This is a genomic window from Massilia sp. CMS3.1, assembly GCF_051262535.1.
In the GTDB taxonomy this organism is placed as follows: Bacteria; Pseudomonadota; Gammaproteobacteria; order Burkholderiales; family Burkholderiaceae_D; genus Telluria.
The window spans coordinates 301,334-325,129 of the sequence record NZ_JBIMES010000005.1; the positions used below are offsets into that span (position 1 = coordinate 301,334).

Annotated in this window: 19 protein-coding genes, 2 tRNA genes and 1 pseudogene; 8 read left to right on the forward strand and 14 right to left on the reverse strand. The window is 61.9% G+C overall.

Annotated elements, in window-relative coordinates; translation table 11 throughout:
• Nucleotides 1-13: 13 nt before the first annotated feature.
• The 4 genes from ACHAC9_RS10930 to ACHAC9_RS10945 are packed head-to-tail and all read right to left on the reverse strand — an operon-like array spanning nt 14 to nt 3,752.
• Nucleotides 14-1,282, reverse strand: coding sequence for a mechanosensitive ion channel family protein (locus ACHAC9_RS10930; protein WP_435759994.1), 1,269 nt, complete (start codon nt 1,280-1,282; stop codon nt 14-16).
• A gap of 18 nt (nt 1,283-1,300) precedes the next feature.
• Entirely contained in the window at nt 1,301-2,617 is a 1,317-nt protein-coding gene (locus tag ACHAC9_RS10935) for an RsmB/NOP family class I SAM-dependent RNA methyltransferase (protein WP_435759995.1), read from the reverse strand.
• Between the two features lie 24 nt (nt 2,618-2,641).
• A complete protein-coding gene (gene purN, locus ACHAC9_RS10940; RefSeq protein WP_435759996.1) occupies nt 2,642-3,274 on the reverse strand; it encodes a phosphoribosylglycinamide formyltransferase in 633 nt (210 codons plus the stop codon).
• A 58-nt stretch (nt 3,275-3,332) separates the two neighbouring features.
• Nucleotides 3,333-3,752 carry a barstar family protein gene (locus ACHAC9_RS10945; protein ID WP_435760064.1) on the reverse strand — a complete coding sequence of 140 codons (420 nt, stop codon included), beginning with the start codon at nt 3,750-3,752 and terminating at the stop codon, nt 3,333-3,335.
• Between the two features lie 370 nt (nt 3,753-4,122).
• Here ACHAC9_RS10945 and ACHAC9_RS10950 point away from each other — a divergent pair, with 370 nt between their 5' ends.
• The 4 genes from ACHAC9_RS10950 to ACHAC9_RS10965 all read left to right on the forward strand — a co-directional run bounded on the left by ACHAC9_RS10950 (nt 4,123) and on the right by ACHAC9_RS10965 (nt 7,504).
• Nucleotides 4,123-4,635 (forward strand): glycine zipper 2TM domain-containing protein, encoded by a 513-nt coding sequence (locus ACHAC9_RS10950; protein WP_435759997.1) that lies wholly within the window; start codon nt 4,123-4,125, stop codon nt 4,633-4,635.
• A gap of 99 nt (nt 4,636-4,734) precedes the next feature.
• Complete coding sequence (locus ACHAC9_RS10955) at nt 4,735-5,517, forward strand: spermidine synthase (protein WP_435759998.1); 783 nt, start codon at nt 4,735-4,737, stop codon at nt 5,515-5,517.
• 21 nt (nt 5,518-5,538) lie between these two features.
• Nucleotides 5,539-7,362 carry a GspE/PulE family protein gene (locus ACHAC9_RS10960; protein ID WP_435759999.1) on the forward strand — a complete coding sequence of 608 codons (1,824 nt, stop codon included), beginning with the start codon at nt 5,539-5,541 and terminating at the stop codon, nt 7,360-7,362.
• Between the two features lie 66 nt (nt 7,363-7,428).
• Nucleotides 7,429-7,504, forward strand: a tRNA-Lys gene (locus tag ACHAC9_RS10965).
• A 126-nt stretch (nt 7,505-7,630) separates the two neighbouring features.
• Here the strand turns inward: ACHAC9_RS10965 and ACHAC9_RS10970 are convergent.
• From ACHAC9_RS10970 to ACHAC9_RS10985, 4 genes and pseudogenes are all read right to left on the reverse strand, one after another.
• Complete coding sequence (locus ACHAC9_RS10970; protein ID WP_435760000.1) at nt 7,631-9,742, reverse strand: T6SS phospholipase effector Tle1-like catalytic domain-containing protein; 2,112 nt, start codon at nt 9,740-9,742, stop codon at nt 7,631-7,633.
• Entirely contained in the window at nt 9,739-10,494 is a 756-nt protein-coding gene (locus tag ACHAC9_RS10975) for a DUF3304 domain-containing protein (protein WP_435760002.1), read from the reverse strand. Before ACHAC9_RS10975 ends, ACHAC9_RS10970 begins: the two co-directional genes overlap by 4 nt.
• Nucleotides 10,469-11,314 carry a DUF4123 domain-containing protein gene (locus tag ACHAC9_RS10980; protein ID WP_435760003.1) on the reverse strand — a complete coding sequence of 282 codons (846 nt, stop codon included), beginning with the start codon at nt 11,312-11,314 and terminating at the stop codon, nt 10,469-10,471. The genes ACHAC9_RS10975 and ACHAC9_RS10980 overlap by 26 nt, the downstream gene beginning before the upstream one ends.
• A gap of 3 nt (nt 11,315-11,317) precedes the next feature.
• A pseudogene (locus ACHAC9_RS10985) lies at nt 11,318-14,132 on the reverse strand (type VI secretion system Vgr family protein).
• A 239-nt stretch (nt 14,133-14,371) separates the two neighbouring features.
• Between ACHAC9_RS10985 and ACHAC9_RS10990 the strand changes: the two are divergent.
• The 4 genes from ACHAC9_RS10990 (at nt 14,372) to ACHAC9_RS11005 (ending at nt 17,077) form a co-directional block, all read left to right on the forward strand.
• Nucleotides 14,372-14,887 (forward strand): hypothetical protein, encoded by a 516-nt coding sequence (locus ACHAC9_RS10990; protein ID WP_435760004.1) that lies wholly within the window; start codon nt 14,372-14,374, stop codon nt 14,885-14,887.
• Nucleotides 14,888-14,997: 110 nt separating this feature from the next.
• A tRNA-Lys gene (locus ACHAC9_RS10995) sits at nt 14,998-15,073 on the forward strand.
• A gap of 60 nt (nt 15,074-15,133) precedes the next feature.
• The gene (locus ACHAC9_RS11000; RefSeq protein ID WP_435760006.1) at nt 15,134-15,730 is read left to right on the forward strand and encodes an IMPACT family protein; all 597 of its coding nucleotides are present in this window, start codon (nt 15,134-15,136) and stop codon (nt 15,728-15,730) included.
• A 147-nt stretch (nt 15,731-15,877) separates the two neighbouring features.
• Nucleotides 15,878-17,077: an MFS transporter gene (locus tag ACHAC9_RS11005; RefSeq protein ID WP_435760007.1), complete on the forward strand. Its 1,200-nt coding sequence runs from the start codon at nt 15,878-15,880 to the stop codon at nt 17,075-17,077.
• Here the strand turns inward: ACHAC9_RS11005 and ACHAC9_RS11010 are convergent.
• From ACHAC9_RS11010 to ACHAC9_RS11035, 6 genes are all read right to left on the reverse strand, one after another.
• Complete coding sequence (locus ACHAC9_RS11010) at nt 17,074-17,835, reverse strand: slipin family protein (RefSeq protein ID WP_435760008.1); 762 nt, start codon at nt 17,833-17,835, stop codon at nt 17,074-17,076. The two genes, ACHAC9_RS11005 and ACHAC9_RS11010, sit on opposite strands and share 4 nt — an antisense overlap.
• A gap of 9 nt (nt 17,836-17,844) precedes the next feature.
• Nucleotides 17,845-19,236, reverse strand: a complete 1,392-nt coding sequence (locus ACHAC9_RS11015; protein ID WP_435760009.1) for an NfeD family protein — start codon at nt 19,234-19,236, stop codon at nt 17,845-17,847.
• Between the two features lie 88 nt (nt 19,237-19,324).
• Nucleotides 19,325-20,131 (reverse strand): HDOD domain-containing protein, encoded by an 807-nt coding sequence (locus tag ACHAC9_RS11020; RefSeq protein WP_435760010.1) that lies wholly within the window; start codon nt 20,129-20,131, stop codon nt 19,325-19,327.
• Between the two features lie 224 nt (nt 20,132-20,355).
• A complete protein-coding gene (locus ACHAC9_RS11025; protein ID WP_435760011.1) occupies nt 20,356-21,255 on the reverse strand; it encodes a BON domain-containing protein in 900 nt (299 codons plus the stop codon).
• A 134-nt stretch (nt 21,256-21,389) separates the two neighbouring features.
• Complete coding sequence (locus tag ACHAC9_RS11030; protein WP_435760012.1) at nt 21,390-22,082, reverse strand: hypothetical protein; 693 nt, start codon at nt 22,080-22,082, stop codon at nt 21,390-21,392.
• An 85-nt stretch (nt 22,083-22,167) separates the two neighbouring features.
• Complete coding sequence (locus ACHAC9_RS11035; RefSeq protein WP_435760013.1) at nt 22,168-23,796, reverse strand: methyl-accepting chemotaxis protein; 1,629 nt, start codon at nt 23,794-23,796, stop codon at nt 22,168-22,170.

Here is a 23,796-nt window from a genome sequence, read left to right on the forward strand (position 1 = left end):
TGCCAGATGTGCATCACACAGGGGGAATTTGTGGCGGCAAACCCAAACGGATGGCGCCGGAGTGGACCAGCGCATAGATATTCTTGTTGACCGCGGAGATCACGTTGCCGCTGCCCTTCTCCGGATCGATGATCGAGAAGGCCAGTTCCAGCTCATAGCCGGCAGGCCCGAAGGCGTTCAGCTGGACGGCCGGCGCCGGATCCTCGATGACGCGCTCGACGCCATCGGCCTGGCGCACCAGCAGATCCATGACTTCGTCCAGGTCGCTGTCATAGGCGACCGTCAGGCGCGTGTTCAGGCGCACGGCCTTGGTGGTCCCTACCTGATTGAGTACCACGCCGGTGATCAGCATTTCATTCGGCAGCAGCGTCTGGGTGCCGTCGAGCGCCTGCAGGACAGTCGTTCGCGTATTGATGCGCGCGACGCGGCCCGAATACTTGTCGACCGTGATCGGGTCGCCGATCGACAGGCTGCGCTCGAGCAAGATGATAAAGCCCGACACGTAGTTGCTGGCAATGCGTTGCATGCCGAGACCGAGACCGACGCCCAGCGCACCACCAAAGACCGACAGCACGGTCAGGTCGAGGCCGACCAGGTTCAGGCTGACCAGTACCGACACCAGGATCAGTAATGCGCGGCCCATGCGCGCCAGCACGACCCGCGATGAGGTGTGCAGGCCTTCCAGGCGCATCATGCGCTCTTCCAGTGCCGCGCCGGCCCACAAGGCCAGCATCATTAATACGACAACCGATACCGCTCCCTGCAGAATATCGAGCAGCGACGCTTCCTGCTTGCCCAAGGGTAGTTTTCGCGCCTCGAGGAAGTCGATGATGTCCGGCCACTGACCGGTCAGGTAAAGGGCAACGCCCAGCCAGACCACCAGCGAGAGAATTTTTTCGAAGGTTTGCAGCGCCGTGCCCAGCGGCCCGTGACGGGCGAAGATACGGCGCAGAATGTAGAACACGATGCGAATCAGCGCCATCGATGTAAACAGCGGCAGCGCCACGCGCAGCAGGTGCACGCTCTGGTAGCGTTGCAGCACGAGTTTCGCGCCCAAGACCAGCGCCGCGATGAGGAGCGGCGCCAGTACCTGGCCGAAGCCTTCCATGCCGATGCGGCGAATCGCACCGCGCGAATCGTCTTCGTGCAGCCAGCTGCGCCGGATCAGGCGTGCCAGCAACAGGCCGACCACGACCGCGCCGATGAGGGCCAGTGCCTGCCACAAGATGCGCGGATTGCTGATGTCCTCGAATAAATCCTGCAGCAGGTCGGTCAACGGCATCTGGGCAAGGCTCCTCGATTACGCTTCGACAGCGGCGTCGTCCGCTTCGGCGGCCTCGACCTTCGGCTTTTTCGGCGCCATCGGCTTACGCTCCATCACGGCAGCGAAGAAACCGTCGGTCTGGTGCTTGTGCGGCAACAGCTTCAGGTACTGATCCATCTCGAGTTCGATCTTCTGCTCGGTCAGCACTTTGCTCATCGGCACCAGATCGAAATCCGGGTGCGCCGCGAGGAATTGCTCGACGATGAATTCGTTCTCTTCGTTCAGCAGCGAGCAGGTGGCGTACACCAGGCGGCCACCGCCCTTGAGCAGGCGCGCCGCGCCGGCCAGGATCGCCGCTTGCTTTTCCTGCATCTCGGCCACGGCGCTTTCCGGCTGGCGCCACTTGACGTCGGGATTGCGGCGCAAGGTGCCGAGGCCCGAGCAAGGCGCATCGACCAGCACGCGGTCGATCTTGCCGGCCAGGCGCTTGATCTTGGCATCGCGTTCGTGTGCGATCAGGACCGGGTGCACGTTCGACAGGCCGCTGCGCGCGAGGCGTGGCTTGAGTTTCGAGAGGCGCTTTTCCGACACGTCGAAGGCGTACAGGCGGCCGGTGTTGCGCATCGTCGCGCCCAGGGCCAGCGTCTTGCCGCCGGCGCCGGCGCAAAAGTCGACCACCATCTCGCCGCGGCGCGCGCCCAGGATCTGGGCCAGCACCTGGCTGCCCTCGTCCTGCACCTCGATCGCGCCGTCCTTGAACAGCGGCAGGTTTTGCAGGGTCGGCCGCTTCATCACGCGCAGGCCGAGCGGCGAGTACGGGGTCGGCTCGGCCACGATCGGCGCCTCGGCCAAGGTGGCGATCACGTCGTCGCGATTGGCCTTGATCGAATTGACGCGCAGGTCGAGCGGCGCCGGCGTGTTCAGCACGGCTGCCAGTTCCTTCGCCTCGGATTCGCCATACTGGGCGACCAGCTTGTCGTACAGCCACTGGGGCATATTCGCCTGGGCCAGTGGCGGCAGCAGCTTGCGGTCGATTTCCTTGATGCGGGTGAGGAATTCGTTTTCCTCATCGGTCAAGCCGCTGAGCGACTCGATTCCGGCCGTTTCCGACAGGCCCAGCAGGGCCAGGCGGCGCATCGACGGCGTGCCGCCGGTGCCGCCGAAATCGGTGAAGAAGGTTTTATTGCGCAGAACGGCATACACCGCTTCGGCGACAACGCCGCGCTCGCGCGAACCGAGACGCTGGTGGTCCTTGAAATAACGCGACAGAGTGACGTCGGCCGGGGCCGTAAAGCGCAAAATCTCGCGGAGTACCTCTTCGGTACTGCCGAGAATTGCTGGTGGCAATCTCATGAAAATCCTTGACTGAATGACTGATTAATGACTGATGGTGTCGGCGAGGCGCGTGTCCAGCACGCGTACCACACCGTGTTCGATACTGAGCCTGTCCTCAATGACCAAGCGCACGGCATAGGGGTAAAGCTTGTGTTCTTCGACCAGCACCCGCGCCGCCAGGGTGACTTCGGTGTCATCGGGCAGCACGTCGACGCGTGCCTGCGCGACGACCGGGCCGTGGTCGAGCTCGGCGGTGACGAAATGCACCGTCGCGCCGTGTTCGGGCACCCCAGCTTCGATCGCCTGGCGATGCGTTGCCAGGCCCGGAAAGGCCGGCAGCAACGACGGGTGGATGTTCAGCATGCGGCCCGCGTAATGTTCCACGAAAGAGCCCGTCAAGATCCGCATGAAGCCGGCCAGCACGACAAGGTCGGGCGCAAAACAATCGATTTCCTGTTGCAAGGCCGCGTCGAATTCGGCGCGGCTGGCAAATTGCTTGCTCGGCACGACGACGGTCGGAATGCCCCGGGCTTGCGCGAAGGCCAATCCTGCGGCGTCCGGCCGGTTGCTGATCACAGCCGCGACCTTCGCCGGCCACCCTTCCGATTGCGCGGCGCGGACGACCGCTTCCATGTTGCTGCCGCGGCCGGAAATGAGGATGACGATGTTTTTCATGGCGCGCATTGTACCGCAAGCCCCGTGGCTTATCGCCGCCGGGGGCGGCCGGCGACGCTTACCGCGGCGCTGCCAAGTCGACTTCGAAGGAGTAGAAAACGCGGAACGGAACCTTCTTTTCAGCCCAGAATTCAGCCGCATCGCGAAATACGTCGAGCAGGGTCTCGCGCGCTTCCTTGTCGAATTTCTGAGTGCTCGGCAACTGCTCGAGCACGACGAGGAAACCGGGCTGCGGACCCGCCTCGGAAACCGTGTTGGTCAGGCAGTTGCGCAGGGCATCGAAATTCTTGCTGCAAGGCTTAGTAAAATAAAAGTTCTCGCCGATGCGGGCGCACACCTGTTGCTTGGTCAGCGTGTTCGCGCAATGCGCGTACAGGAAATGGTGGCCCAGTCGCACCGCTTCCTCCTGCAGTTCCGGCACACGGTAGGCGCGAATGGACTGTACAAGATTGGACGGCACTCTCATCAACATACTCATTTTTCCCTCAAGTCGACCTGGTGTGTGGTTCGAATCGCCGGCGCCGTCCACCATGCGCGCCTTGGCGGCAACGCTGTTCTCCTAATCGTTTCCACGCGCCAATAACCCTAAGCCTTCAAGGGTAACGTTTTGTGGTAAGCGAAGCAACCCGAATGTGGTCCCCACGCCTGAATTTGAAAGAAACTGCCGTTTTTCGCGCAAAATCGGCCGTGTTTGACGTGTTTTACCATTCTGGGTGCACCTGTGCGGTATATGTACCGCTGTTACATTTTGTTGCCACACAGATCGTCGAAATGATCGAGACAGGATTAACATACGTGGGTGGACGTGAGTCTTTTCCAACCAGTAGCACCAACGACGAGGTTTTGATATGAACGTGCAAACCAAACTGATGATTTCCGCGCTGGGACTGTGCGCGCTGCCGCTCGCCCAGGCCGCCGATTTCGAAGACTTCGGCCGCGTGGTGCGCGTACAGCCGCGCGTCGAGCAGATCCGCACCCCGCGCCAGGAATGCCGCACCGACTACCAGCAGGTACCCGTCCAGCAGCAGCGTGGTGCCGGCGGCTCGATCGTCGGCGGTATCGCCGGCGCCCTGCTCGGTAACCAGATCGGCGGCGGCAACGGCAGAGTCGCAGCAACCGCCGCCGGTGCGATCGCCGGCGCCGTGGTCGGCGACCGCGTCGAAAACAATGGCCGCCAGGATTACAACGGCGTGCAGGAACAGGCCGTGCGCCAGTGCCGTACCGTCGACGCCTTCGAATCGCGCACTTCCGGCTACGACGTGACCTACGAATACCGCGGCCAGAACCACACCGCCTTCATGCAGCGCGATCCGGGCAACCGTATTGCCCTGCGTGTCTCGGTCGAGCCGGCGCAGTATTGATGATCCTCGGTGCGGCCTCGCCCGCACCGACTCTTCCCATTGTGCTTGCGCAGCGGGAACTCCTCCCCGGATAATAGGGCGATTCAATCAGGTCGCCCTATGCTCATCAAACGCAAATCCATCGAACAAGCCGAATCCTCGCGTCGTCCCGCGCGCAAACCGAAATTCGCGCCCGTGACACTGTCCGAACAGGATGGTGTTCGCTATCTCCACTTCGGCACCGAATGGGTGCAAGGCGCGATGCGCATCCGCAAACCTGACTGGCCGGAACTCGAATACGCGCAACAGATGATGGCCTGGATGCTGTTCCTCGACGCACCGCGCCAGATCGCCCAACTCGGCCTCGGTTCGGCCACGCTCACCAAATACTGCTACCGCCAGTTTCCCGAGGCGCAAGTGACGGCCATCGAACTGAATCCGTCGGTGGTCGCCATCTGCGACACGATGTTCAAGCTGCCGCCGCGGGACGAACGCCTGCAGATCCTGGAAATGGACGCGCTCGAATTCGTCGAGGATCCGGCGAACCACGGCGTGTTCGACGTGCTGCAGTGCGACCTCTACGACGCCACCGCGCGCGGTCCCGTGCTCGACACACCCGAGTTCTACGCCGCCTGCAACGACTGCCTGCTGGACCACGGCATCATGACGGTCAACCTGTTTGGCGACCACCCGAGCTACAACAAGAACATCAAGGCGATGAAATTCGCCTTCGACCACGTGATCTGCCTGCCGGAAGTGCATGATGGGAATGTGGTCGCGCTGTGCTTCAAGACGCGACCGGAACTCGATGGCGCGACACTCGCGGCCAAAGCCGCCCGGATCGTCGCCGCCACCAAACTGCCGGCGCCATCCTGGGTCAAGGGTATTGAAGCGGCACGCTAGTCATTGCTGAGAAAGAGGGACATGAACGCCAACGCACCCCAGCCCGCTTCCCTCCCCCGCAGCCCTGCGCGGCCGCGCAAGCTCGACCTGCAAGCCGTTTTCTCCTGGCTGCTGGCGGACAGCATCGTCGAAAAGGACAAGGTCAAGGCGCACTTCACCCAGGCCCAGGGCATCCTCAAAAACGCGGCCAGCTCGATGCATCCGCTGACCGCCGTGGCCCAGTGCAAGCTGGTATCAACCCAGCCGCCGCACCGCCTGCTGACGCTCGACATCCTCACCGAATGGTGCGCAGCCAAGGTCGGCCTCCCCTTTATTCGCATCGACCCCCTGAAAATCGACTTCACCAGGGTGGCCGACGTGATGTCGGCCAGCTACGCGGCGCGATTCAATATCCTCCCAATCGACATCACCACGACGACACTGACGGTGGCGACGAGCGATCCGTTTTCCACCGAATGGGAAGCCGAGATCGCCAAGGTGTCGCGCCGGCGCATCGAACTGGTGCTGGCCAATCCACTCGATATCTCACAATACATTTCCCAGTTCTTCAGCCTGGCGAAATCGATTCGCGACGCCAGCAAATCGAATGCCCAGGACGTCGCGCTGCGCAGCAATTTCGAGCAGTTGGTCGAAATGGGCAAGGCGAACAAACAGTTCGATGCGAACGACCAGCACATCGTCAACATCGTCGACTGGCTGTGGGGCTATGCGTTCGAGCAGCGCGCCTCCGACATTCACCTGGAACCGAAGCGCGACATCGCGGTCATTCGTTTCCGCATCGACGGCGTGCTGCACCAGGTCTACCAGGTGCCAGCGGCGGTGATGCTGGCCATGACGGCGCGCATCAAGCTGCTGGGCCGGATGGACGTCATCGAAAAGCGCCGCCCGCAGGACGGCCGCATCAAGACACGCACCCATGCCGGCCAGGAAGTCGAGCTGCGCCTGTCGACGATGCCGACCGCCTTCGGCGAAAAACTGGTGATGCGCATTTTCGACCCTGAAGTCGTGGTGAAGACGCTGCCGGAGCTCGGTTTCCCGCCGGACGATGCACAGCGCTGGGATGCGCTCACCAACCGTCCGCACGGCATCATCCTCGTCACCGGACCCACCGGCTCGGGCAAGACCACGACGCTGTACACGACACTCAAGGCGCTGGCGACCAATGAAGTCAATGTCTGCACGGTCGAAGACCCGATCGAGATGGTCGAGGCATCCTTCAACCAGATGCAGGTGCAACCCGGCATCGACCTGTCGTTCGCCGACGGCGTGCGCGCGCTGATGCGGCAAGACCCGGACATCATCATGGTCGGCGAGATCCGCGACCTGGCCACCGCCGAGATGGCGATCCAGGCCGCGCTGACCGGCCACCTGGTGCTCTCCACCCTGCACACCAACGACGCGCCGTCGGCCGTGATGCGCCTGCTGGAACTGGGCGTGCCCGATTATTTGTTGGAAGCGACCCTGATCGGCGTCATGGCCCAGCGTCTCGTGCGCACCCTGTGTGCCGAGTGCAAGGCGCCCGATGGCGAGCTGAGCGACGACGTCTGGAACAGCCTGGGAGGCTCCTGGAACCTTCCCAAGCCGGCGACGGTCTATCGCCCTGTCGGCTGCCCCGAATGCCGCCAGACCGGCTACCGGGGCAGGACGGGGTTGTATGAATTGCTGACGGTGTCCGAAGACTTCACCCGCCGGATCGGTGACGCAGCGGACCTGGCGGGCTTGCGCCAGCAGAGTGTTCTCGATGGCATGAAGCCCCTGCGCATCGCCGGCGCGATGAAGATCATCGAGGGATCGACGACGGCCGAGGAAGTGCTGAAAGTGACGGCGGCGCTGTCTTCCTCGTAGGCTTGGCTTGGTTTCCGCGTTGGCACTAGCGCAAACGGCAACCGGCGGCTATAATGCTGCCTCTTCGGGTCGTTAGCTCAGCTGGTAGAGCAGCGGACTTTTAATCCGTTGGTCGCAGGTTCGAATCCCGCACGGCCTACCAAAGAATTTGTTGCAAACATTGAAGGCGTCATGAGTGATCATGGCGCCTTTTTTGTTTTGGACGATATTCGGAAAATTCCAAGCCAGACGACTTCGCTCGCGGTTGCCGTACTGCCGAACCTTGCCCTCAAGCTGCTTTCGGTGGTGAATTATGCGTACCGTCCTGAGCAGAATCGTCAAGATTGGCTAAAGCCCTGCCTCTATCACCATCAGCAGGCATCCAGTTGGACAGCAATACACTATCTGACCCACCGTAGATCTTACGGAATCGGAAATATCCGGCTTCGCCTCCAGCATAGGGCTCCCGTCCTTCGTTTATGTAAACTGGGACCGCGCGAATTTTGTCATACTCTTCCGCCGCTATGCGTTCATTAGGATTCATGCCATAGTTTGGCGGACCAGATTTTGTCCAAGCAAGTATAGATGAAGCGTTCTTGTACTCGACCTTCGCAACGCGCAGCTCCTTCGACCATTCCCGTAGCGCCGCAACAGCCTCAGCCTCACTTCCTTGCCCATACAACTTAAACGCCGATCTTGAGTCGTGCACATACTCGTCAAAAAAGTGCGTGACTTCTAGTTGGGGCGGCGTAAACGGCCAGTAGCACGCAATTTCTTCCCATTCGCCTGATACTTCGTTCTCAAAGCCGGCGGACTGTTTGCGCGGCGCTTCCTTCCCACGCTTCAGTATGGATTTTTCGAAATCGCGCAACTCATCGTTATATTCGCTATTTGCTGACAATAAATCACTTTTATCGAAATTAGTTGCCCTTAAATAGCTCTGAATTTTATGTAACGGCGCTTTCCCGTTTTCGCGACGCGAATAACGCCATGCCATTTGCAGTATTGCTTGTTCCCTTATAATGTCTGTAAGCGAACCTGTTTTTTTCTTACATGCAGAAAGATATGCGTTGAAATTTTCGATCATTTGCGCAGCAACCGAAAATTTATTTTGTGCAACTTTGTCCGCCAGTTCAAGCTTTAAGGGGACACCAGCGAGGCGTGCTTGTTTGTACATAAAAAGGAGTGGAATCCGCGACAACATGTCAGCGCCGCTCGGATCCACTCCCTTTCCTTGCTGCTTGGGCTCGTATCCCCCTCCGACATCGGAGTGCACACCAGGGAACACAAATTCGCTCGCCCCCGCAGGCAATACAGAGCCCACTGCAATCGAGTCACTGGGGAAACTGCGGCGCAATTCATGGCCCGCCACCAGGTGCACACAACGTTTTACGCAGCCAGGGATGCGCAGGCTGTCTTCCGCATCGGCCCAGGCGCCGTGTCCGTTAGCAGCTTTAAAGGGCCGCAAATTCCCCAAGGTATTTCCTGGCCCAACCGATGCAACCGTGTCAAAAACTCCCAAAAAGTCGAACTCAACCGGAAAGCCTCCCAGGCTACTCGTACCTTCACCGCGTACCAGGGCATCGAGCCTGCATAGCGAATCGAGCCAGTTCGTGAATGCCCTGGCTTGCGTGGCACCACGGGAAAATCCAAAAATTGATATGTGAATGCGTTTCACAATTCCAGGATCTTTTTTTGCAGGAGGCGCGCCATTCTTTGCCCAGTGCGCGGAAACGCTGGCATGCAGGCGCCGTAGCAATTTCTCAAGCTGTATACGTGCCTCAATTACATACTTTTCCTTACTTTTAACAACCGGCACTTCCTTTTTCGTCATCACATCCCGCGCTTCCCGCGACAGAGAAAGAGAAGTGGCTAATGCCGTCGCCTCTTGCGGCAGCAGAAGAGGCTGACCATGAAAATAACGGTTAACATTATTAATCGCCTGTATAAGAGCCCATACGATTCGGTCGCCTCCCTTGTAGCCCACCGAACCGCCCAAGGTCTTCATCCAATCTTTTCCGGAATCGTTCACTTGGTCAAATGGGGAGGATACTCCGGGGATATAAACACGGAAAAAATTATTGTAGCGTTCAGGCCTGTATTTCCATATGACGGCGTCCAGCACTTTTGGAACGCCGCGACCAGGGAATATGTCATACATTCGCGCCACATTCGACTGATCACCTGTTTTAGCTGCCAATTCGTAATTGTTACATGTACCGTCGAAGAAGAATCCAAAGAAAAGATTAGCGTTGCATGCTTTACGCATATCGTTGCTTTCAGCTTGCTCTCGCTTTTCAAAATTTTCAATATCTCGGATATCTTTCTCGTTGAAAAATTTCTTTAAATTAGTGGCGCTTATGTATGAGTCAGAAATTAGTGGGCTTAACAGTGTGCTCATGGCTTTTCTTTCAATAGCTGCTTAAGCTTTTTTTCGGAGCGCTGCAATCCTTCAATATAACTTTTCGTTTTATACTCGGCGTAGGCAGGATCGTTTGGACCAGAAAATTTTTTAATAGCGTTACGTTGGCGTTCCTTGTCAACATCCCACTCATTTTGAAGGTGCGCTTGCGTGTATTTTTTAAGGTGATCCAAGGACGCCCGATATACATCGACCTTATCCTCGGCGATTTTTCGATACAATTTCCACCTCTCGCGCTGGTACGTCAATGATGGCTCAGGCCATCCTTTTACCTTGCCAGGCCATTGAGGGTGATCCGGCTCTACGTTGCTTGTCACCAATTCGATCGCCCCATCGGCAGTGCGCAATACCCATAGTTCGCCGGCGCCTTCTGGGTATGCGGGCACTTCGACAGTGTAAATTTTCTCCACTTCGGGCAAATCGCCTTTGTCTGTTTCCGGCAGCCAATGGGTAGATTGAACGTTCACCCGAATGCCCGGACTCCAACGTTTTGGAAGCGTGAAACAGCACATGATGCCGCCTCCGCTAAATGGACTAATATGCTCTGCTGCTCCGTTCGATGGATTCGCCGGGTCAACTAATACGTACCTGAACGGTTCAGCGGTATAGTTCACTCCGTGAACGTTGACCGAGACTGTATTCGTCTTCACTGGCCCCGTCGGTTCAGTTGCCTTTGAACATCCAGTCAATAGCAAGGCAAACGCGCTAAGCAGTGCGATATGAGGTTTCATTTTCGGTCCTGGAGGTTTCCTGTTTCCACTCGGCCAATCTGGTTCGCAATGTGTCTGAATCACTTTGACAAGACTGTTCGATGCAATCCATACACCAAGCTATTTTGAGTATGTCGTCCAGCCCATTTTTATCAGCTAGATGTAGCGCATTCGATAGCAATGCATGGCGCTGCGACGGCGGCAGATGGGTTCGTGCACCCCGATCGAGTAACTGCACCCACACCTCGTCCGGGTCGCTGTCCTTGAGTAGTCGTGCGAACTGAATTTCGTCCAGCGTTGCTTTGTCAGATATTGATAGTGGAATTGTGCTGGGTTCCAGTGGCAAGCTGGACCAACTGCCGTCGCGACTAATGTAATGCCATCCAATTGCATTACCGATAAATTCGCGACGTTGTTGCTGTGTCAGTGTCTCGAAAATCATGGGCAGACGTCGGGTATCTGGAAACCGGAAGTTGAAGTTCTGCCCATCCACCTCGACGATGCACCAGGCTGCCAGTCGTTTGGCCAGCCGTTCTGCACTTTCATAGGTGGTCAATACACTGAGCATCGGCCAGCCACTACAACGCTTCAGTAGGCGCACGAGCGACTTATCGCTGGGGTCGAATGACACGACAAATGGCGAGACTTCTTTGGCTTCCTTTGAGCACCCAGGAAGGAATTCAAACAGCAAGACTGGCTCGGACGCGCTGCCAAGCTGCCGAAAAAGCCTGGGCACGAACGCACCGTCGATGAGCAGCATCAGGCGAGCACCAAAAGGCAAAGCTTCATGACGTCGATTCAGATCGGATTGCCATTCAGGTTGAAACGGATTTATCAACATACTTTATTCCACCAAAGTGAATGCCGGCCCCGATTCGAGAGATTTCTTCAGGCAGGCAACGCAAATGCTTTGTGGTAGTGCCGGCATTGGATAATTCAGCTTTTCCGGCCCCGTAAAACTCTTCTTCCCCGCATGCACCTTGATCTTCCCCGGACACTGCACCGTAATATTCCCGCCCTCGATCGTGATATTCGCACCGCCCGCCGTCGACAAACTGATCTTCTTCGCCGCGGCCCAGTCAATATGCGCATGCGCACTGATCACATTCACCTCATCGCGCGCCTGCACTGTCAGCGCATCGGCCTGCGCCTGAAGTTCGATCGCATCCTTCGCGGCGATGAGTTGCAGGCCAAGCCCACCCTCTCCCGCTGTGCACCCGCAGTTGCCCGCCGCTGACAAATTGCGTGTCCTGCCCGCTGATCAGCACCACGCTCTCGCCATTGGCCAGCTGCACGCTTTGTCCGGCCACGGCACCAAAGCCCTCCCTGGCGGCGATGCCGATCATCGGATCGGTCGAATGCGGCGTTTTGCCGTTGCCGCCACCGGTATTCTTGGCGCCGGCATCGGCCAACGCGGCGTCGAGCGAATGCGCACCGACCATGCCTGAGACCGAGGTCAGCAGCGCCTTCAATGGCGCCCCTTTCTCATCCAGCAGGCTCGCATTCGCCTTCAACGCGCCCATATGCGTTGCCAATCCAACTGTCTGATGCGTCACAGCCGCCGAACTGAAGCTGTCGGCCAACTTCACCGCGGCGTTGAGCATGGCGATTCCGCCGGCGTTCTCGCCCGCCGGATCCCGTTGTGCAGCGCTGTGATTCACCTTGTAGCTCGACACCAGCAGCCCCCTGCCCGCCCGCACTGCCCCGTAGGCATCGGTGCGCAGTTCGGCTCCCAGGCCGCGGAAGCTGCCGCGGTAGTTATCGGCGGCGTGGATCAGGTGGCCGAGATTGAGTTCGGTCGCGGCATACGTGCTGCGCAGCTGTACTCGTCCCTGGGCATCGGTGTCGTCGAACAGCAGCTGGTTGTAGCCTCGGCCGCCAAATTCCTTGCTGCGGATGCCCCATTGGGCGGCGCCATTGCGGTGTCCGCCGCTGTCGGCCGAAGCGCCATGCCAGACCGGACTGTTTCCGCCGGCGAGGTTGCCTTGTGCGGAAGGCGTGTGGTCGTGTGCTCGATTAAAAGGCGCCTGCGGCTCGACCACGCGGACGCCGCCCGGCGTCGGTGGAATGCCGCCCTCTCCCTGGCCGTTGTACAGGGCGCCGACGATGATCGGCCGGTCGATATCGTTCTCGAGGAACTGGACCAGCACTTCCTGTCCGATGCGCGGGAGGAACTGGCAGCCCATGCCGCCGCCGGCCGAGCGTTGGGCGACGCGCACCCAGCAGCTCGCGTTGCCGCTGTCTTGCCAGTGGTAGCGGATGCGCACCCGGCCGAGGCGGTCGCAATGGATTTCGTCGGCGCCGTTCGGCTGGTCGTTGCCGTCGGCGCCGACCACGATGGCGCTTTGCGTGCCGTGTGCCGTTGGCCGGGTGCGCTGGCGGCCGTCGCTCCCCTCCCATTCCGACCGCCACGGGACATCCGATGGGATGGCGTCGAAACAGTTGGCGTAGCCGGTCTGGCGCGCCTGCGCCATTGCCAGCGCGAACTCGTGCGGGACATCGCCCGGCGTCAGTTCTTCCAGCAGTTCCGGGATCGGGCCGAACAGTTCAGCCAGCGCATGCTGGGCAGGCGGCGGCATGTTGTTGACGCCGACGCTCGTCACGCGCAGTACCGTGAACGATGTTTCCCGACGCTGCGCGAGCGGCAGGTCCTTGACCGACAGCCGCGTACCAGCGCGCAGGGTGCGCAGCGTTGAGCGACCGTGCCACAAGGCGGCGCGTGCTTCCTGGCCTTGCATCTGCAAGTCGGCGTGGCGCAATGCCTGTTCGCGGTTGGCGTAGGCATATTGACCCGGGACGTCGAAGGATTCCAGCGCCGGCAGCTTGCCGCGCGGGAGGCGTGTGGGAGAACTGCCGGCCACGATCTGCCTGGCCTTGTAGTCGTAGCTGAGCACGCTCGTCAGCGAAACGTGCAGGCGGCGTCGCGCCACCAGCGCTTGCACCGTATCGCTGGACTCGACCGAGCGCACGCCGTGGTAGCGTACGCCTCCGGCAGCCGCGCTGCTGGCATCCTCGGGAACCGCAGATGGATAAGTACTGTCGGCGAACAGGACAATGCCTGCCCCACTCGGACCCTGCTCGCAGCGCCAGCCGAGGCCTTCCTCCGCGAGCAGCCGTCCGATGAAAGCGAGATCGGTCTCGCGGTACTGGCAGCAATAGCTGCGTGGCATGGCGCGCGCCATGAAGGGACTCGCCTCCTCGCTCCAGCGCCAGAGCGCCAGCGGTAGATAGGCTTTGAAAACGGCGTCGACGATGTCGACCACGCTCTTGTCTTGCCACACCCGACTGTTGCGCACTTGTCCCAGACGCCAGACCCATGGCGCGATCCGGATCCGGTAGCGCGCCAGGCCGCCATCGCTGCCGAGCATCGCCACCTCGCTGATCTCTCCGCTGAAACGGCTGCGGGTGCCGTCCGCCAGGCTGATGTCGAGCGCGGCTGCCTGGCCCAGCAGCGCGGCCAGGTCGACATGGGCACTCGTCGAGAGAACGATCACGTCGCGGTGACCGACTCCTTGCACGGCATCGATGGCAGCCATGGCCTCAACCAGAAAGCTTCCCGACCCCGCGCAAGGATCGTAGATCGATAGCTCATACAGCCTGCTTCTACTTGAAAACTCCGCCAACGCATCGGTGACTTGTCGAACCAGCGCAATAGACATGGATCAGTGCACTCCTCATGCATTGGCAAGAAGAACAACAGCCGCGAACACGGCTGTTAATCTGGAAATGAATTGCCAAGATACAAGGACGCGTCGTGAGGACGTTTGCGCCGCATCATGACGTTTTGGAGGCGCGATGATTTGGCAACACTTGGTCCGCGCCGCCGGGTGTCCTGCCGAACAGTGAGGGGCATGTAATGATGCTAAAGTTTTCACACATCACAACCTGGGGTTATCTCTTGAAATATTTGCAACGTATCGGCATGTTTGGCTACATTTGCGTGGCGCTCCTCTTCTTTGTCTGCGGCTTCGCCCTGATCGTCATGGCAGGGATCGAAATCTGGACGGCACTGGTACCGTCGGACGAGAAGTCGGTGCAGGAACGTTTTAAACTGATCGTCGAATGCGTGGGCTTGCTGACCATTGCGGTAGCGGCACTTGAACTGGGCCAGACCGTGCTCGAGGAAGAAGTGCAACGGACCGTGCACGTGAGCGCACCGACGCGCGTGCGGCGTTTCCTGTCGCGCTTCCTGATCGTCGTCGTCGTGTCGCTTGCGGTCGAATGCCTGATCGGCGTGTTCCAGGTCCTGCACACCCAGCCTGAACTGCTGCCGCATGTTTCCTCGATCGGCCTGGCAGCGGCAGTGCTTCTGATCAGCTGGGGCATGTTCATCAAGTCGAACGTCGAGGCCGAGAAGCTCGAACCCGAAGCGATGCGCCAGGCGAAGGCCGAAGACAAGGACGTGGAAACCTGAATGGCGCTCCGCCGGTACGGCCGTTTGCGGGCCGTACCGGCGGTTTTTTGCGCAGCACAGCATAAGTTCTTGGACATTCGCATGAGTCCGGCTATAATCTTGCCTTCTTCGGGTCGTTAGCTCAGCTGGTAGAGCAGCGGACTTTTAATCCGTTGGTCGCAGGTTCGAATCCCGCACGGCCTACCAAAGATTCAGCGAAAGCGCCAACCTTCACGGTTGGCGTTTTTGTCTCCGCACCCGCAGTCCATGCCCTATACCCTCACCGCCTCCGTCCAGCACGAACTGCTCATCAAAAAGAGCCGTTTCATTGCGTGCGTGCAGCCGATGCTTGACCGCGCCAGCGCGCAGGCCGTGGTCGCGGCGCTGCGCGCCGAGCATCCGCAGGCGGCCCACGTCTGCTGGGCCTTGCTGGCGGGTGGCCAGTCGGCCGCGGTCGATGATGGCGAGCCGAGCGGCACGGCCGGGCGGCCGATGCTCGACGTGCTGCGCCACCAGGACCTGGAAGGCGTGCTGGCGACCGTCGTGCGGTATTTCGGCGGGATCAAGCTCGGCGCCGGCGGCCTGGTGCGAGCGTATACCGACAGCGTCGCCCAGGCCCTCCTGCAAGCCGAGAAGCTTGCGATCATTCGCAAGTCGACCCTGCGCTGCACGGCCCCATACGCGCAGGAAGGCATGATCCGGCGCGAACTCGACGCAGCCTGCGCGACCTTGCTCGAGGTCAGCCATGGCGACGCAGTGATGTTTGCCTTCAGCCTGGCCGAGACCGCGGCGCCCGCCCTGGTCGCTCGCCTGAACGAGGCCGGACACGGCCGCGTCACATGGCTGCGCGATGACGAGGCCTGAACGGCGACGGCCCTCGCCATCAACCCACCGAATACCTGACATCACAAGCCGAAAGCGGACTGGCAGCGCGTGGCCGGCTATAGTGGCCGGTTCCACTCGGCCCGGCATGGCGCCCGGCCGGTGTCACCACTGTAAAGACACCCTATTTTGATCAAGAAAAGCCTGCTCCCGCTGGCCCTTGGCGGCTTCGGCATTGGCATGACCGAATTCGTCATGATGGGCATCCTTCCCGATATCGCCGGTGGCCTGGACATCACGATTCCGCAAGCGGGCTACCTGATTACCGCCTACGCCCTCGGGGTCGTGGTGGGTGCGCCGACACTGGTCAGCCTGGTGGCCAAGCGCCCGCCACGCACGGTGCTGATCTGGTTCATGCTGATGTTTACGGTGTTTAACGCCTTGTCCGCACTGGCGCCGAATTTTTCGCTGATGCTGGTGTCGCGCTTCCTGGCCGGCTTGCCGCATGGCGCCTTCTTCGGCGTTGGCGCGGTCGTCGCCAGCCGCCTGGCCGACGACGGGAAAGTGGCCGCCGCGATGGCGACCATGTTCACCGGCCTGACGCTGGCCAACGTGATCGGCGTGCCGCTCGGCACCTGGCTTGGCCACAATGTCAGCTGGCGCCTGGTGTTCCTGATCGTGGCCGTCATCGGCCTGCTGACGGCCATCAGCCTCAAGCAATGGGTGCCTGTGATCGAAGTGCGTCCCAGCGCCGGTTTCAGGAAAGACCTGGCCATCTTCCGGAAACCTCGCTTGTGGATGGCGCTGGCGATCACCTCGATCGGCACCGGCGGCTTCTTCGCCTGGTTCAGCTATATCGCGCCGCTGCTCACCGAATTGTCGCGCTTTGCGCCTGGCCAGATCCCGATGATCATGACAATCGTCGGCGTCGGCATGACGGTCGGCGTGGTGGCCGGCGGCAGGCTGGCCGACCGCTTCGCGCCGATCCACGCGATCGTCATCCTGCTCACGACGATGACTGCCCTGCTCCTGATGAATGGCCTGTTCGCGACCTCGCAGACGGCCATGCTGGTGCTGGCCTTTGCCACCGGCGCGAATGCGCTGGCGATGGGGCCGCCGATCCAGATGCTGCTGATCGACCATTCGCGCGAAGCGGAGATGCTCGGGTCCTCGCTCGGGCAGTCGGGGTTTAATATTGGTAACGCGATGGGTGCTTTCCTGGGCGGCATTCCGCTGACGCTCGGGTTGTCGTATGCGGCGCCGCAATGGGTGGCGGCCGGGCTGGCGTTAACCGGGGTGATGCTGGCGCTGGCGATGCTGGCCATGGGCCGTCCGCGCGCGCCCCAGTTGCGCCGGGCAAATCCGGTGCCGGTCCGGGAACCGGTCTAGTTCTCCCGTCCTGCCATCAGGTTGGACAGCATCTCCACGGGCAGGGGGAAGACGATGGTCGTCGTCTTGTCGCTGGCCAGCGTGGACAAGGTCTGCAGGTAGCGCAGTTGCATCGCGCCCTGCTGCTGCGCCAGCACCTGAGCTGCCTGCATCAGCTTTTCGGACGCCTGCAATTCGCCTTCGGCGTGGATCACCTTGGCGCGCCGTTCGCGTTCGGCCTCGGCCTGGCGGGCGATCGCGCGTATCATCGATTCGTCCAGGTCGACGTGCTTGATCTCGACATTGGCAACCTTGATGCCCCAGGAATCGGTCTGGGCGTCGAGCACGTGCTGGATGTCGATGTTCAGGCGTTCGCGCTCGGCCAGCATGTCATCGAGCTCGTGCTTGCCGAGCACCGAGCGCAGTGTCGTCTGGGCCAGCTGGCTGGTCGCCTCCATGAAGTTCGCCACCTGGATGATGGCGCGCTCCGGATCGACCACGCGGAAATACAGCACGGCATTCACCTTCACCGAGACGTTGTCGCGCGAGATGACATCCTGCTTCGGCACGTCGAGCACGATGGTACGCAGGTCGACCCGCACCATTTGCTGGAGCACCGGGATCAGGATGATCAGGCCCGGCCCCTTCACCCCCCAGAAACGCCCGAGCTGGAACACGACGCCGCGTTCGTACTCGCGCAGCACGCGCACGGACATTGCCAGCAGCACGAGGGCCACCACGACCAGCACGGACAAGCCGAAACTCAGTTCGAACAACATCGGGGTCTCCTAGTGCCCATTGGGGGGCTCATCCTTACCGATGGGAGCGCGCGCCAGCGGCGCCACCAGCAGCACCCGTCCGCGCCGCCCCAGCACGCGTACTCGCTCGCCACGCACCAGGGGCGTGTCGGCCGCCACCTGCCAGGTCTCGCCGCCGACATTTGCCCAGCCCTCGCGCGCGGCATCGCCCAGCACTTCGCCCATACTGCCTTCAAGCGAAGCCAGCGCTCCCGGGAGCGGCCGGCGCCGCGTGCGCATGGCGACCTGGGCCGTGGCACCGACCAGCAGCGCCGCCACGACGCCGACGCCGGCGACCAGGCCAAGCGGTAATCCGAAGCCGGGCGCCTCGCTGTCGAGCAGCAGCAAGGCCCCGATGACGAACGCAATCACGCCACCGAAGCCGATCACGCCGAAGCTGGGCAGGAAGGCTTCGGCGATCATGCAGGCCAGTCCGAAGAAGATCAGTGCCAGTCCCGAATAATTGATTGGCAGCAGCTGCAAGCCGTACAGGCCCAGCAGCAGGCAGATCGCGCCCACCACGCCGGGCAGCACGGCGCCCGGACTCATGAATTCGAACAGCAGGCCGTACACGCCGACCGACAACAGGATCAGGGCGACGCTGGGATTGGTGATCGCCGCCAGCAGGCGCGTGCGCCAGTCGGGCGGCGTGTCGACAAGGCCCACGCCGGCGCTGTCGACGCGCCAGGGCTGGCCACGCACACTGACGCTGCGTCCGTTCGCCTGTGCCAGCAGGCCGGGCACATCGCGCGCGACGATATCGACGACCTTGGCCGCCAATGCATCCTCGGCGGACAGGCTCAGCGACTGGCGCACCGATGCCTCGGCCCAGACCGCGTTGCGTGCGCGCAGTTGCGCCAGGCCGCGCAGATAAGCGGCGGCATCGTTGACCGCCTTGTTTTCCAGGGTCGATGGCTGGCCCGGCTTGGCAGCGCCCGGCGGGTCCGGGCCCCTACCAACCTGCACCGGCGTGGCCGCCCCCAGGTTGGTCCCCGGCGCCATTGCCGCGACATGGCAGGCGTACAGGATATAGGTGCCGGCGCTGGCGGCGCGGGCCCCGCTTGGCGCAACAAAACAGGCAACGGGGATCGGCGCGGCCAGGATGGCGCGCACGGTGACACGCATGGCGGTGTCAAGCCCACCGGGCGTGTCGATCTGCAGGACGACAAGTCGGTGCCCCCTGGCGGCTGCCCCGGCGATGCCGCGCTCGACATAGTCGGCATACGCCGGGCCGATTGGCCCGGCGACCGTGAGCAGGGTGACGGAAGGATTACCTGGACGGGGCTGTGCAAAAACGGCCGGCACCGCCAGCAGGCAGAACAGGCAAAACAGGCACAGCGGCTGCACGGCCTTCGACTGCCAGCGCCTCAAGTAAGGACTCACGCTCCCTCCGCAGGATAAGCTCCCTACGGTTAGAAGGGCTGGCCTCGTCCTTGGTTCCCGGCCCGCGTTTGACCTGCGTGCATGGTCCTCAGACCAGCAGCGGCCCGCCCATCGCCTTGCAGGTTTCGGCGGCCTCGAACCGGATCGAGGCCAGCAAGTGTTCGTCGATGACAAAATCGAGCGCGCTGTCGGCATGCTCGGGCAAGGCGGGGAGCGCCGCACCGAGCGGGGAAGCGACCGGTGCGTACTGGTTCGCCAGCAGCAGCGTGTCGAGCAGGGTCGACGGCGGCATGTTGATCCACGCGCGGCGCATTTGGCCGATGGCATCCAGCACCGGCGCCGGCACCGATAGTTTTTTCAAGACTTCGAGGCCGACCACGTCCTCGCACAGCTCGCCCCATTTTTCCGGATCGTCGTCGAGCAGCCCGGGGAATTCGTCGGCACGCAAGAGCAAATAAAAGCCGCCGACCTCGTGGATGATGCCGGCGAACAGCGCCGTATCCGGATTGGCGCCGGTCACGTGGCGTGCCAGCGACCAGGCCAGCGCCGCCACATGCGTCGTGTGCTCCCACAACTGCTCGGCCTTGGCGCGCAGGCCGGGGTCCGTGATGCGGCTGCCGAACTGGCGCACCATCAGGCTCGCGACGAGCGCCTGCAGGCGCCGGTAACCCATGCGGATGATGGCGGCGCGTACATTCGTCACCGGCGGGCCGCTACCGCTGAAGGCGGCCGAATTGGCCAGCGCCACGGTGCGCGCGGCCAGCAGCGGCTCGGCCAATACAAGCCGGATCGCATCGTCGAGCGGACAATCGGGATCGTCGAGCGCCTGCTGCAGTCGCAGCACGGCATTGACGCTGGTAGGGAGGGTGATATCACCGCGGGAGGCTTGCGCCACGATGTATCCAAAGGCTTCGAGTTTGTTCACCTGAAAATTATAACCGCGCCACTGCCGGGCCACGCGATTACGCGACGGAGAAACGGCGCGGGCGGCACGGATGCGGCGCGCATACGACAACGCGCGCAGACGTCGGGGACGGTTGCGCGCGCTGATTGACGGGATCGCTCCTGCAAGGGGCCGAACCGGTCGGGACCGGTCCGGCTGCGACCTTGTCGCCTTTCTTACTTGACCTTGATTGCGCTCTTCACGCTGGTCACGCCGTCGACTGCCTTGGCGGCCGTGATCGCCTTGTCGGCCTCGGCTTTCGTTTCGACGAAGCCGCTCAGCATGACGACACCCTTCTCGGTCTCGACATGGATGCCGAGCGATTTCAGTTCAGGCTGGGCGAACAGGCTTGCTTTCACCTTGGTGGTGAGCGCGGTATCCGATGCGGCAATGGCAGTGGTACGGCCGGCGTCGCGGGTCTTGTCGGCGGCGCGGTCGGTCGCGTTATCGGTCTTTACCGCAGCTTCCTTCGATTCTTCGCGTACGTTGGCAGCGCCCTGGCGGGTCTTGTCGCCGACGTTCTCGGCCGCGTTCTCGGTCTTCTGGGCGACGGTCGATGCAGCCGCCCTGGTCTTGTCGGCCACGGTCGACGCCATGTCCTTGGTCTTCTCGACAACGGTCGATGCGACAGACTTGGTCTTGTCGACGGCGCGCTCGGTAGCGTTCTCGGCGCGACCGGCCATCGTCGTCACATTGCCTTTGCTGTCGACCAGGCAACCGGTGCTGGCGCCGCCGGAGGTCTGCTCGCACTTGGCGACGGCAGCGGCCTTGACCGGATCCTTGGTGTCGGTGCTGGCGATCAGGCCGGCGCTGCCGGCGGCGCCCGTCGAACCGTCACGGCCAGCCTTGGCGTCGGCCAGTGCGGCGGTCCGCACCGACTTGGCATTGTCCAGGCAGCTGTCTTTCTCGGCGCCTTTCCTGGCATCGCACTTGGCGGCGGCAAGCTTGTATTCGGAAGCGGCCTTCTGGGTCGCGCTGCGGTAGGTCGCCGAGTCCTGGTTCGGGGCAGTCGCTGGAGCGGCGGCGAAAGTGGCGCCGGCGGCGGTAGCCAGCAGGGTGGCGAGTAATGATTTCATGGCGGAGTCCCTTGTGTCGATTGTTATGATGAAGCCATTAAACGATGCCCGGTTCATAACATCTGTGCGACAACGAACGCTTGTCGAAAAAACCACAAAATACGGCTGAGCCGGCCCGCGCCAGGTGAGGGCCGTCAGTCCCGCAACAAGCCTTCGCGCCACAGCGCCACCGCATCCTCGAACGGCGCGCCGGCGCTGCCAAAACGATTTGCATCGCGCGCCAGGGCAACCCAGGTCCGGGTATCGTGGCCGCCGCGCGGCGCCTGCCCTGCGCGTACCGAGGCGAGCCAGCTGTGCACGCGTGCGTAGGATTCGGGGTTGTTGTTGCGGGTCCAGGCCAGCGCGACCATGTCGGCATAGGCTTCCTCGCGGCGCGACTCGCGCAGCGCGCGCGAGATCGCCAGCAGCGAACCGTCGCTCGCCGTTTCCTCGCCATCTGCGACGAAGCCGGCCGGCAGCGCATTCCATGCACCTTGCGCATGGCGCCAGCAATGGGCGATCTCATGCGCGGCCATGGCCTCGATCAGTTCCCCCTGGGCTTCCTGCGGTACTGCGGCGAAGACGGCTTCAGCCTGGGGATTGCCGCGCAGCGACAGCACCAGCTTGCAACGGCCGCCGGCAAAACCCATCGCCAGCGGCACGTCGCTGGCGCGCGCCTGCGGCTGGACGATGATGTCGATCGGCAGTTTCAAGGTCTGGGAATACGAGAGCACCGGGGCCGCGGCCTGCAGCCAGCGCTGCTCGAGCGCAGTCAGTTCGGCAGCCTGCGCGCTTGCGCCGACGAAGGTGGAGCATAAAAACGCGAAGGAGAAGAACGATCTGAACATGGGAGAGTTCCGGGTTCGATGAAATGCCTAAAGGCAATTCCAGAACCCAGAATATCTTCCCATTCCGACGTATTTTTGTCCCTGTTCAAACCGATAAGGACAAAGCCGCGCGTTGCGGCACGGAAGCAACAGTCCGGGTGTGCTGCTGTTCCATTTTGAATACACTGACGACCTCGGCCAGCGTGGCGGCCTCGTCCTGCAGCGAAGCGGCGGCGGCGGCGGCCTGCTCGACCAGCGTGGCGTTCTGGCGCGTTGCCTCGTCCATGCGGCCGATGGCGCTGTTCACCTGCTCGATGCCGGCGCTCTGCTCGGCACTGGCCGAACTGATCTCGGCCATGATGTCGGTCACGCGCTTCACGCTCGTGACGATCTCTTCCATCGTGCTGCCGGCCTCGTCAACCAGGCGGGCGCCGACGTCGACACGTTCGACCGAACTGCCGATCAGGGTCTTGATTTCGCGCGCGGCGGCCGCCGAGCGCTGCGCCAGGTTGCGCACCTCGGTGGCGACGACGGCAAAGCCGCGTCCCTGCTCGCCGGCACGTGCCGCTTCCACGGCGGCATTCAAGGCCAGGATGTTGGTCTGGAAAGCGATGCTGTCGATCACGCCGATGATGTCGACAATCTGTTTGGAGGAGGCATTGATCGAGGCCATGGTCTCGACTACCTGGGCCACGACAGCGCCGCCCTTCAAGGCCACTTCGGAGGCCGACTCGGCCAGCGCATTCGCCTGGCGCGCATTGTCGGCGTTCTGGCGCACGGTGCCGGTCAGCTCTTCCATCGAAGCCGCGGTATCTTTCAAGGTATCGGCCTGGTTCTCGGTGCGTCCGGACAGATCCTGGTTGCCTGCTGCGATCTCGATCGAGGCGTTGGCAATCGTCAGCGTGCCGTTGCGCACTTGCGAGACGATCGCCACCAGGCTGTCGCGCATGCCCTGCATGGCAAACAACAAGCTCGAACGGTCGCCCGCCGCCGTCGTGATTTGCACACCCAGATTGCCGGCGGCGATGCTGCGCACGATATCGACTGCATACGCAGGCTGGCCGCCAAGCTGGCGCAGCAGGCCGCGGCTGATGAACCAGGCGCCGAGGCTGCCTGCGGCAACGGCAATCGCGCACAGCACCGCCATCCAGGCGAGGAAGCTGCCGGTCATCGCGCGCGCATCGGCAGCCGAGTCCTTGTTCAGTTGTTCTTCAAGGTCGATCAGGCGGTTCACGCTGGCCAGCCACGAGACAAACGCCGGCGCCGCGCTTTGCGATAGCAGTGCGCGGGCGCCATCGACATCGCCGGCCAAGCGCAGCTCGGTCACTTTCGCGATCAGGGGCTGGGTCTTGCGCTCGTCTTCCTTGATCGCGGCGAGTGCCGCTTTTTCATCAGGAAGGATATCGGTGCGGGCGGCGAACATGGCGTCGAGGGCGACGCCGGCGCGTTCGTAGTTGGCGGAAAGCGTGCGGATCTGTTCGATCGGTGCTTGCGCGGCGCCGTTGTCGCCGGCGAGTACCACGTCGCGCAAGGCAATCGCACGGTCGTGCACGCTGCCGCGGAAATTGATGGCATGACGTTGCTTGACGTTGGTGACGTCATTGATGCGGTTCAGGGTGGCGTCAATGGTGCCGACACGGCTCACCGCCAGCGCCGTCAGTACCATCATCAGCGCCAGCACGGCGCCAAAACCGAGCGCCAACCGGGCGCCGATCGTCATTTTCGAAGAGAACAT